Below are 9774 nucleotides of genomic sequence, written 5' to 3'. Positions count from 1 at the left end.
ATCACTCATGGCTATTCGTAAGTACAAGCCGACAACTCCGGGCCGTCGTGGCTCGTCTGTTGCCGACTTCGTTGAGGTGACTCGTTCCGAGCCCGAGAAGTCGCTGGTCCGCCCCCTTCACAAGAAGGGTGGCCGTAACAACACCGGTCGCATCACCACCCGTCACCAGGGTGGTGGCCACAAGCGTGCCTACCGCGTGATCGACTTCCGTCGTCACGACAAGGACGGCGTCCCCGCGAAGGTTGCTCACATCGAGTACGACCCCAACCGGACCGCCCGCATCGCGTTGCTGCACTACGCAGACGGCGAGAAGCGTTACATCATTGCCCCCGAGAAGCTCCGTCAGGGTGACCCAATTGAGGCTGGCGCTGGCGCCGACATCAAGCCGGGCAACAACCTGCCGCTGCGTAACATCCCCGTCGGTACCGTGATCCACGCGATCGAGCTCAAGCCCGGTGGGGGAGCCAAGATTGCTCGCTCCGCGGGTGCCTCGGTTCGTCTCGTTGCCAAGGATGGCGTGTACGCCCAGTTGCGTATGCCCTCCGGTGAGATCCGCAACGTGGATGCACGCTGCCGCGCCTCGATCGGCGAAGTCGGCAACGCCGAGCAGTCGAACATCAACTGGGGCAAGGCCGGCCGCATGCGCTGGAAGGGCAAGCGCCCGACCGTTCGTGGTGTCGTCATGAACCCGGTTGACCACCCGCACGGTGGTGGTGAGGGTAAGACTTCTGGTGGACGTCACCCGGTGAGCCCTTGGGGCAAGGCCGAGGGTCGCACCCGCAAGAAGTCCAAGGAGAGCGACAAGCTCATCGTCCGCCGCCGTACCTCTGGCAAGAACAAGCGTTAAGGAGCCTGACTTATGCCACGCAGTCTGAAGAAGGGCCCCTTCGTCGACGACCACCTGCAGAAAAAGGTGGACGCCCAGAACGAGGCCGGAACGAAGACCGTCATCAAGACCTGGTCACGCCGTAGCGTGATCACGCCCGATTTCCTGGGACACACCTTTGCAGTGCACGACGGTCGCAAGCACATTCCTGTGTTCGTGACGGAGTCGATGGTGGGACACAAGCTCGGTGAGTTTGCACCTACCCGCACGTTCAGGGGCCACATCAAGGACGACCGCAAGGGCCGCCGCTAAGGCGCCCGAGCGAAGGTAAGAGGAGTTTAGAGATGGAAGCCAATGCGCAAACGCGATATGTTCGCGTCACCGCTCAGAAGGCTCGCCGCGTCGTGAACCTGGTTCGTGGAAAGAACGCTGTCGAGGCTGTTGCCTCGCTGAAGTTCCAGCCACAGGCCGTGTCCGAGGACGTCCGCAAGCTGATCTCGTCGGCAATCGCCAACGCACGCGTTGCAGCCGACAAGGCCGGCGAGCGTTTCGACGAGAACGAGTTGTATATCAAGGCAATCACCGTGGACGAGGGTCCGACCATGAAGCGCATCATGCCGCGCGCACAGGGTCGTGCCAACCGCATCCTGAAGCGGACGAGCCACCTCAAGGTAACCGTGGCTACCCGTCAGGGCGCCGTTAAGGAAGGGGCCAACTAATGGGTCAGAAGGTTAACCCGCACGGCTACCGCCTGGGTATTACGACCGACCACCGTTCGCGCTGGTTCGCAGACTCGACCAAGAAGGGCGAGCGCTACCGCGACTACGTGGGCGAGGATGTCAAAATCCGCGAGCTCATGAGCAAGGGCTTGGAGCGCGCAGGCGTGTCCAAGGTCGAGATCGAGCGCACCCGTGAGCGTGTGCGTGTGGACCTCCACACCGCCCGCCCCGGAATTGTCATCGGTCGCCGCGGCGCCGAGGCTGACAAGCTTCGTTCCAACCTGGAGAAGCTCACCGGCAAGCAGGTGCAGCTCAACATTCTCGAGGTCAAGAACGCCGAGATGGACGCTCAGCTCGTCGCTCAGGGCATCGCAGAGCAGCTCGCATCGCGAGTCTCGTTCCGCCGTGCCATGCGCAAGGGCATGCAGTCATCGATGCGCGCCGGCGCTAAGGGCATCCGTGTCCAGTGCTCGGGTCGTCTTGGTGGTGCTGAAATGTCCCGCTCGGAGTTCTACCGTGAAGGCCGTGTGCCCCTGCACACCCTCCGCGCGAACATCGACTACGGCTTCTTTGAGTCCAAGACCACGTTCGGCATCATCGGCGTCAAGGTCTGGATCTACAAGGGCGACATGACCGAAAAGGAGTGGGCTGCCGAGCAGGCCAAGGCTCCTCGTCCCCAGCGCGGTCGTGGCGACCGTCCCACCGGTTCACGTCCCCCGCGTCGTGATGGTGGCGCCCCGCGCTCAGCCGCCGATGCCCCCAAGGCTGACGCGCCCGCCGCAGCAGAGGCTCCCAAGGCCGACGCTGGGAAGGAAGGCAAGTAATGCTTATCCCTCGTCGTGTTAAGCACCGCAAGCAGCACCACCCCGGTCGTTCGGGGCACGCCACTGGCGGCACCGAGGTGTCGTTTGGTGACTATGGCATCCAGGCAATCGAGCCTGCGTACCTGACGAACCGTCAGATCGAGGCCGCTCGTATCGCAATGACCCGTCACATCAAGCGTGGTGGAAAGGTGTGGATCAACGTCTACCCCGACCGTCCGCTGACCAAGAAGCCTGCCGAAGTCCGCATGGGTTCCGGTAAGGGTTCGACCGAGTGGTGGATCGCCAACATCAAGCCGGGTCGCGTGCTCTTTGAGCTCGCCGGCGTTGATGAAAAGCTGGCTCGCGAGGCACTTAGCCGCGCGCAGCACAAGCTGCCCATGAAGACCCGCTTTGTGACCCGTGAGGGTGGTGACATCTAATGGCTATCGGTACCAAGGACCTCGCACCTAGCGAGCTGGACGCGATGGAGAACGAGCGCTTGCTCGAGGAGCTCAAGAAGTCGAAGGAAGAGCTGTTCAACCTGCGCTTCCAGTCGGCCACCGGCCAGCTCGAGAACCACGGTCGCCTCAAGGCGGTTAAGCGTGACATCGCCCGTATCTACACGATTCTGCGCGAGCGTGAGCTCGGGATTCGGACCGCTCCCGCGGCCAAGTCCGAAGAAGGAAAGTAACTATGTCGACTGAAAAGCACACGACAGCGACGGAAGACCACCGCGCGTTCCGCAAGACGCGCCGTGGCTACGTCACGTCAGACAAGATGGACAAGACGATTACCGTCGAGGTTGAGGAGCGCGTCAAGCACCCTCTCTACGGCAAGGTTCTTCGTCAGAGCAGCAAGCTCAAGGCGCACGATGAGGCCAACACGGCCGGCATCGGCGACCTCGTTGTGGTGATGGAGACCCGCCCGCTTTCCGCTTCAAAGCGGTGGCGCCTGGTCGAAATCGTCGAAAAGGCCAAGTAACTACGTTCGACCAGGCTCGTGCTGACGCGCGAGAACCAGACGACAGGAGACAGACATGATTCAGCAGGAGTCGCGACTTCGCGTCGCCGACAACACCGGTGCCAAGGAAATCCTTTGCATCCGTGTGCTCGGTGGCTCTAAGCGCCGCTACGCAGGCATCGGTGACACCATCGTTGCTACCGTCAAGGACGCAATTCCCGGCGGAAACGTCAAGAAGGGCGATGTGGTTAAGGCCGTCATCGTGCGCACCACCAAGGAGCGCCGCCGTCCCGACGGTTCCTACATCAAGTTCGACGAGAACGCTGCCGTGATCCTCAAGGGATCCGAGAGCACTGACCCTCGTGGAACCCGCATCTTCGGCCCGGTGGGCCGCGAGCTGCGCGACAAGAAGTTCATGAAGATCATTTCATTGGCACCGGAGGTCATCTAATGGCGAAGATCAAGAAGGGCGACCTCGTTGTCGTCATCGCCGGCCGTGACCGCGGTCAGCAGGGGCGCGTGCTCTCGGTGAACACCGAGACCGACCGCGTGATCGTGGAAGGTGTGCAGCGTGTGACGAAGCACGTCAAGCCCGGCACGAGCCGTGACAACCAGGAGGGTGGCATCGTCTCAGTCGAGGCGCCGCTACACATCTCGAACGTCATGTTGGTTGACCCCGAGACCAAGAAGGGAACCCGCGTGGGTTACCGTTCCGAAGAAGTCGAGCGTGATGGCCGCAAGCGCACCCAGCGTGTGCGCGTCGCCAAGCGTTCCGGTAAGGACGTCTAATGGCTACCGAAACTACGATGCCGCGTCTCAAGGTCAAGTACCGCGAGAACATTGTGTCGAGCCTTCAGGAGGAGTTCGCTCACTCCAACATCAACCAGGTTGCAGGCCTTACCAAGGTCGTCGTCAACATGGGTGTTGGTGAGGCTGCGAAGGACTCTAAGCTCATCACTGGTGCGATCACGGACTTGACGGCCATCACTGGCCAGAAGCCGCAGGTCACCAAGGCGAGGAAGTCCATCGCCCAGTTCAAGTTGCGCGAGGGCCAGGAGATCGGCGCTCACGTCACACTGCGTGGCGACCGTATGTGGGAGTTCCTCGACCGCCTGCTGTCCACCGCGCTTCCCCGTATCCGCGACTTCCGGGGCCTCAGCCCCAAGCAGTTCGACGGCAACGGCAACTACACGTTCGGCCTCACGGAGCAGTCAATGTTCCACGAGATCGACCAGGACAAGATCGACCGCGTGCGAGGCATGGACATCACCATCGTCACGACCGCGTCGACCGATGCCGAGGGCCGCTCGCTGCTGAAGCAGCTGGGCTTCCCCTTCAAGGAGAAGTAAAAATGGCCAAGACTGCGCTGAAGAACAAGGCGGCCGGCAAGCAGAAGTTTGCGGTGCGCGCCTACACCCGATGCCAGAAGTGCGGACGTCCGCACTCCGTCTACCGTAAGTTCGGCCTCTGCCGCATTTGCTTCCGCGAGATGGCTCACGCAGGTGAGCTTCCCGGAATCACCAAGAGCAGCTGGTAACTACTACGCCGCAGGTCCGCTGGCGCGGAAACCACGACGAGGAAGAGTGAAACACTCATGACAATGACTGACCCAATCGCAGACATGCTCACGCGTCTGCGCAACGCAAACTCGGCTTACCACGCAACCGTGTCGATGCCCCACTCCAAGCTCAAGGCAAACATCGCCGCGATGCTTGAGGACGAGGGATACATCACCGGTTCACAGGTAACCGATGCTGAGGTGGGCAAGACGCTCACGCTCACGCTGAAGTACGGCCCCAACCGCGAGCGTTCGCTTGCCGGCTTGCGCCGCGTGTCGAAGCCCGGTCTGCGCGTTTACGCGAAGTCGACGAACCTTCCTAAGGTTCTCGGCGGACTTGGTGTCGCGATCCTGTCCACGTCCTCCGGTCTGCTCACAGACCGTCAGGCAGAAAAGAAGGGCGTCGGCGGCGAAGTCGTCGCGTTCGTCTGGTAACTGGAAAGGTAATCAACTAATGTCACGCATTGGCAAAATCGCCGTTCCGGTTCCCGCCGGAGTGGATGTAAACATCGAAGGCTCTGCCGTCACGGTCAAGGGACCCAAGGGAACCCTGAACCTAAACGTCAAGAAGCCCATCACGGTCGAGAAGGGTGACGACGGTATCGCTGTTAACCGCCCCAACGACGAGCGCATCTCAAAGTCGCTTCACGGCCTGACTCGTACGCTGATCGCCAACATGGTGACCGGCGTAACCGAGGGCTACGAGAAGAAGCTCGAGATTGTCGGTACCGGTTACCGCGTTGCTCTCAAGGGCAAGGACCTCGAGTTTGCGCTCGGTTTCTCGCACCCAGTTAACGTTCCGGCACCTGACGGCATCACCTTTGCAGTCGAAGGCCCCACCAAGTTCTCGGTGGCTGGCATTGACAAGCAGCAGGTGGGCGAGGTCGCCGCCAACATTCGCAAGATTCGCAAGCCTGAGCCGTACAAGGGCAAGGGAGTCCGCTATGCCGGCGAGCAGGTTCGCCGCAAGGCCGGAAAGACGGGTAAGTAAGCCATGGGTATTGCAATTAAGGGCAAGGGCAAAGCGGTTCAGCGTAAGCGCCGCCACTTCCGCCTGCGCAAGAAGATTTCCGGCACGACTGCTCGTCCCCGCCTCGTGGTGACGCGCTCCTCGCGCCACATGGTCGCCCAGATTGTCGACGACACCGTCGGCAAGACCCTGGTGTCGGCATCGTCCCTCGAGGCCGATGTCCGTTCACTGGATGGCGACAAGACCGCTAAGGCAACCAAGGTCGGACAGCTTGTCGCTGACCGTGCCAAGGCTGCCGGCATCGACACTGTGGTGTTCGACCGTGGCGGAAACCAGTACCACGGCCGCGTTGCCGCGGTTGCAGACGGCGCCCGAGAGGGTGGCCTGGCTCTGTAGCCGGGACCACAACATTTAAGGAAATTTGATGGCTGAACAAAACAGCGGCCGCCGCGACAACAACCGTCGTGGCAATGAGCCGGATAACAAGTTCATTGAGCGCGTCGTCACCATTAACCGCGTCTCCAAGGTCGTGAAGGGTGGACGTCGCTTTAGCTTCACCGCCCTCGTGGTCGTTGGCGACGGCGAAGGTAACGTCGGCGTGGGTTACGGCAAGGCCAAGGAAGTGCCTGCTGCGATCTCCAAGGGTGTCGAAGAGGCGAAGCGCGCGTTCTTCCGCGTACCTCGCATTCAGGGCACCATTCCTCACCAGGTACAGGGAGAGGCCGCCGCTGGTGTGGTGTTCCTCCGTCCGGCATCGCCGGGTACCGGTGTAATCGCGGGTGGACCTGTGCGTGCAGTACTCGAGTGCGCCGGAATCCACGACGTTCTGTCCAAGTCGCTCGGTTCCTCGAACGCGATCAACATCGTCCATGCAACTGTGGACGCGTTGAAGCGCCTCGAGCGTCCCGAGGCTGTCGCCGCACGTCGTGGCAAGGCAGTTGAGGATGTTGCACCGGCAGCAATGCTGCGTGCACAGGCAGCGGGGGCTAAGTCATGACTCGTCTTCAGGTCACTCAGAAGCGTTCGGGAATCGGCACTAAGCCGCAGCACCGTGAGACGCTTCGTTCGCTGGGCCTCAAGCGCATCGGCGACACTGTCGTAAAGGAAGACCGGCCGGAAATTCGCGGCATGGTCGTAGCGGTGCGCCACTTGGTCACCGTGGAGGAGGTTGACTAATGGCTGACGAAAAGAAGCCGGCCGACAAGGCTGAAGCGACAAAGAAGCCTGCGGCTAAGACTGCTGCTGCCAAGAAGCCTGCGGCTTCTAAGGCCGCTGCGGACAAGCCCGCTGCAAAGAAGGCACCTGCGAAGGCAGCTGCTACCAAGAAGCCGGCCGCCAAGAAGGCGACCGCTTCTAAGGCAGACAAGCCTGCTGCTGAGAAGAAGCCGGCCGCCAAGAAGGCGACCGCTTCTAAGGCAGACAAGCCTGCCGCTGAGAAGAAGGCGCCTGCTAAGGCATCGGCTTCGAAGACGGCGGAGAAGCCTGCTGCTAAGAAGGCTGCCGACGCTAAGGCCGAGGCCGCGGCGGAAAAGGTCTCCACGCTCAAGATGCACCACCTGCGTCCCGCAGATGGCTCGCACAAGCGCAAGATCCGCGTTGGTCGCGGTGAGGGCGGTAAGCGCGGTAAGACTGCGGGTCGTGGTACCAAGGGTACGGGCGCGCGTTACCAGGTGCCCGAGCGCTTCGAGGGTGGTCAGACGCCCATCCACATGCGTATCCCGAAGCTGCGTGGATTCCGTAGCCCGTTCAAGATCTATTACCAGGTCGTGAACGTGGACCAGATCGCCGAGTTGTTCCCCAAGGGTGGCAAGATCACCAAGGCGGACCTCGTCGATGCAGGCGCAGTGCGTAAAAACCAGCCCGTTAAGGTGCTGGGCGAAGGCGATATCTCCGTTAAGGTGAACATTGTCGACGTAGAAAAGGTTTCGCAGTCCGCGAAGACCAAGATCGAAGCCGCTGGCGGTTCGGTCAACGAGGGCTAGAGTCGAGGCTGGGCCCGCTCCACGTGAGCGGGCCCGCTTCGACTTTCTTCGTATTTCCTAGCCCAACATTTGTGGAGGATTCATGCTGAGTGGTTTCTTGAGCGCGTTCCGCACTCCTGACCTGCGGAAGAAGATTCTCTTCACGCTGGGCATTCTTGCTATCTACCGGCTGGGTGTGTCCATCCCCACCCCCGGAGTCGACTACGGCAATGTGCAGACGTGCATTGACTCGACGACTACTAACAGCGCATTCGCGATTCTGAACCTCTTCTCAGGCGGGGCGCTACTTCAACTTTCAATCTTCGCGCTGGGCATCATGCCCTACATCACGGCGTCGATCATTGTGCAGCTGCTACGGGTGCTGATTCCCCACTTCGAGTCTTTGCACAAGGAGGGCGCTGAGGGTCAGGCCAAGCTGACGCAGTACACGCGCTACATCACTGTTGGTTTCGCCGCGCTGCAGTCCGCCTCCTACGTCACACTCGCAAGAAACGACGTATTCTTCCCCGGCTGCGCACTGCCGATCATCCCCAACGAGTCGTGGCAGATCATCACCATGATGGTGTTGACCATGACCGCTGGTACGGTGCTGGTGATGTGGCTCGGTGAGCGCATCACTGAGCGCGGCATCGGTAACGGAATGTCGCTACTGATCTTCACCTCTATCGCAGCCTCGTTCCCCGGTGCGGTGAGCAGCATCTGGAACTCCACCAATGGAGTACAGAACACGATCATCGTGGCGATCATGGTGGGCATCGTGATCGCGGCGGTCGTTTACGTGGAGCAATCACAGCGTCGTATCCCCGTTCAGTATGCCAAGCGCATGGTGGGCCGCAAGATGCTCGGTGGATCCTCGACGTACATCCCGTTGAAGATCAACATGGCCGGAGTGATCCCCGTGATCTTCGCGTCATCCTTGCTGACGCTTCCCACAGTGATTGTGCAGTTCTCGGGTGACACCCCCTCGGACTGGGTGATCTGGTTGCGCGACCATGTCGCGGACCCGGGACAGCCGTTGAACATCGCGCTTTACGCACTGTTGATCATTTTCTTTGCGTACTTCTACACTGCCATCACGTTCAACCCGGACGAGGTCGCGGACAACATGAAGAAGTACGGTGGCTTCGTGCCGGGCATTCGGCCCGGAAAGCCGACGGCAGAGTTCCTCAGCTACGTTCTCTCGCGCATCACCGCGGCCGGCTCGCTGTATCTAGCGATAGTTGCGCTGATCCCCACGATCATGTTCGTGGCGCTTGGGCTCAATACCAACATCCCGTTCGGCGGGGCGTCGGTTCTGATTCTGGTGGGTGTCGGACTCGACACGGTCAAGCGCATCCAGTCGCAGCTCGAGCAGCGTCACTACGAAGGGTTCCTTAAGTAATGCGGGCAGTTCTCTTAGGTCCTCCAGGCGCTGGAAAGGGCACGCAGGCAGCACGTCTTGCGGATCGCCTTGGCATTCCGGCAATCTCTACGGGCGACATCTTCCGTGCCAACGTCAAGGGCAAGACCGCGCTTGGCCGCAAGGCGCAGGAGTACATGTCCGCAGGGGCGCTCGTGCCCGACGAGGTGACCAACGCAATGGTTCGCGATCGCCTCGCGCAGGATGACGTTCACGCAGGCTTTCTCCTTGATGGCTACCCGCGCAACCCTGACCAGGCGGTGGAGCTGGACACCATGCTCAGTGACCTCGATGTCAAGCTCGATGCGGCGATTGAGATCACCGCTGACTTTGATGAGGTCACCAAGCGGCTGATCAAGCGCGCCGAGATTGAGGGCCGAGAGGACGACACCGAGCCAGTAATTCGTAAGCGTCTTGAGGTCTACTCGACCTCGACCGCGCCGCTGACCGCGTACTACGAGGGTCACGGCCTTCTGGTGCAGGTGGACGGGATGGGTGACGTCGATGATGTCACCTCCCGACTGGTCACGGCCGTCGACGGCAAGTAGATTCGTCGC

Annotated in this window: 19 protein-coding genes; all 19 read left to right on the top strand. The window is 61.0% G+C overall.

Annotation, left to right across the window (positions count from 1 at the left end; translation table 11 throughout):
• Window positions 1-7: 7 nt before the first annotated feature.
• Complete coding sequence (rplB, locus tag AOP77_RS03645) at window positions 8-847, top strand: 50S ribosomal protein L2 (RefSeq protein ID WP_062209459.1); 840 nt, start codon at window positions 8-10, stop codon at window positions 845-847.
• A 12-nt stretch (window positions 848-859) separates the two neighbouring features.
• Window positions 860-1138, top strand: a complete 279-nt coding sequence (gene rpsS / locus AOP77_RS03640) for a 30S ribosomal protein S19 (RefSeq protein ID WP_061963558.1) — start codon at window positions 860-862, stop codon at window positions 1136-1138.
• 32 nt (window positions 1139-1170) lie between these two features.
• Window positions 1171-1545 carry a 50S ribosomal protein L22 gene (gene rplV, locus AOP77_RS03635; RefSeq protein WP_061963560.1) on the top strand — a complete coding sequence of 125 codons (375 nt, stop codon included), beginning with the start codon at window positions 1171-1173 and terminating at the stop codon, window positions 1543-1545.
• Window positions 1545-2369 carry a 30S ribosomal protein S3 gene (gene rpsC / locus AOP77_RS03630; RefSeq protein WP_062209456.1) on the top strand — a complete coding sequence of 275 codons (825 nt, stop codon included), beginning with the start codon at window positions 1545-1547 and terminating at the stop codon, window positions 2367-2369. The genes rplV and rpsC overlap by 1 nt, the downstream gene beginning before the upstream one ends.
• Window positions 2369-2788, top strand: a complete 420-nt coding sequence (gene rplP, locus AOP77_RS03625) for a 50S ribosomal protein L16 (RefSeq protein ID WP_061963564.1) — start codon at window positions 2369-2371, stop codon at window positions 2786-2788. The genes rpsC and rplP overlap by 1 nt, the downstream gene beginning before the upstream one ends.
• Complete coding sequence (gene rpmC, locus AOP77_RS03620; protein ID WP_061963566.1) at window positions 2788-3039, top strand: 50S ribosomal protein L29; 252 nt, start codon at window positions 2788-2790, stop codon at window positions 3037-3039. Before rplP ends, rpmC begins: the two co-directional genes overlap by 1 nt.
• 2 nt (window positions 3040-3041) lie before the next feature.
• The gene (gene rpsQ / locus AOP77_RS03615) at window positions 3042-3329 is read left to right on the top strand and encodes a 30S ribosomal protein S17 (protein ID WP_061963568.1); all 288 of its coding nucleotides are present in this window, start codon (window positions 3042-3044) and stop codon (window positions 3327-3329) included.
• A gap of 55 nt (window positions 3330-3384) precedes the next feature.
• A complete protein-coding gene (rplN, locus tag AOP77_RS03610) occupies window positions 3385-3759 on the top strand; it encodes a 50S ribosomal protein L14 (protein WP_061963570.1) in 375 nt (124 codons plus the stop codon).
• Window positions 3759-4097 carry a 50S ribosomal protein L24 gene (gene rplX / locus AOP77_RS03605; RefSeq protein WP_061963571.1) on the top strand — a complete coding sequence of 113 codons (339 nt, stop codon included), beginning with the start codon at window positions 3759-3761 and terminating at the stop codon, window positions 4095-4097. Before rplN ends, rplX begins: the two co-directional genes overlap by 1 nt.
• Entirely contained in the window at window positions 4097-4657 is a 561-nt protein-coding gene (gene rplE / locus AOP77_RS03600; RefSeq protein WP_062209453.1) for a 50S ribosomal protein L5, read from the top strand. Before rplX ends, rplE begins: the two co-directional genes overlap by 1 nt.
• 2 nt (window positions 4658-4659) lie before the next feature.
• Window positions 4660-4845, top strand: coding sequence for a type Z 30S ribosomal protein S14 (locus tag AOP77_RS03595; protein ID WP_061963574.1), 186 nt, complete (start codon window positions 4660-4662; stop codon window positions 4843-4845).
• Between the two features lie 57 nt (window positions 4846-4902).
• A complete protein-coding gene (gene rpsH, locus AOP77_RS03590; protein WP_062209450.1) occupies window positions 4903-5301 on the top strand; it encodes a 30S ribosomal protein S8 in 399 nt (132 codons plus the stop codon).
• Between the two features lie 19 nt (window positions 5302-5320).
• Window positions 5321-5857, top strand: a complete 537-nt coding sequence (rplF, locus tag AOP77_RS03585; RefSeq protein ID WP_062209447.1) for a 50S ribosomal protein L6 — start codon at window positions 5321-5323, stop codon at window positions 5855-5857.
• A gap of 3 nt (window positions 5858-5860) precedes the next feature.
• The gene (rplR, locus tag AOP77_RS03580; protein ID WP_061963581.1) at window positions 5861-6232 is read left to right on the top strand and encodes a 50S ribosomal protein L18; all 372 of its coding nucleotides are present in this window, start codon (window positions 5861-5863) and stop codon (window positions 6230-6232) included.
• A 28-nt stretch (window positions 6233-6260) separates the two neighbouring features.
• Window positions 6261-6833: a 30S ribosomal protein S5 gene (gene rpsE, locus AOP77_RS03575; RefSeq protein ID WP_061963583.1), complete on the top strand. Its 573-nt coding sequence runs from the start codon at window positions 6261-6263 to the stop codon at window positions 6831-6833.
• A complete protein-coding gene (gene rpmD / locus AOP77_RS03570; RefSeq protein WP_061963585.1) occupies window positions 6830-7012 on the top strand; it encodes a 50S ribosomal protein L30 in 183 nt (60 codons plus the stop codon). The genes rpsE and rpmD overlap by 4 nt, the downstream gene beginning before the upstream one ends.
• The gene (gene rplO / locus AOP77_RS12070; RefSeq protein WP_084622250.1) at window positions 7012-7818 is read left to right on the top strand and encodes a 50S ribosomal protein L15; all 807 of its coding nucleotides are present in this window, start codon (window positions 7012-7014) and stop codon (window positions 7816-7818) included. The genes rpmD and rplO overlap by 1 nt, the downstream gene beginning before the upstream one ends.
• Window positions 7819-7900: 82 nt before the next feature.
• Window positions 7901-9199, top strand: a complete 1299-nt coding sequence (secY, locus tag AOP77_RS03560; RefSeq protein ID WP_062209434.1) for a preprotein translocase subunit SecY — start codon at window positions 7901-7903, stop codon at window positions 9197-9199.
• Complete coding sequence (locus tag AOP77_RS03555; protein ID WP_062209431.1) at window positions 9199-9765, top strand: adenylate kinase; 567 nt, start codon at window positions 9199-9201, stop codon at window positions 9763-9765. Before secY ends, AOP77_RS03555 begins: the two co-directional genes overlap by 1 nt.
• Window positions 9766-9774: the final 9 nt, after the last annotated feature.

Origin of the sequence: Demequina oxidasica, from assembly GCF_000975115.1 — a bacterium.
Classification (GTDB): domain Bacteria; phylum Actinomycetota; class Actinomycetes; order Actinomycetales; family Demequinaceae; genus Demequina; species Demequina oxidasica.
Note: the sequence above shows the minus strand (reverse complement) of the source record. Positions and strands in the feature narration are given on the sequence as shown.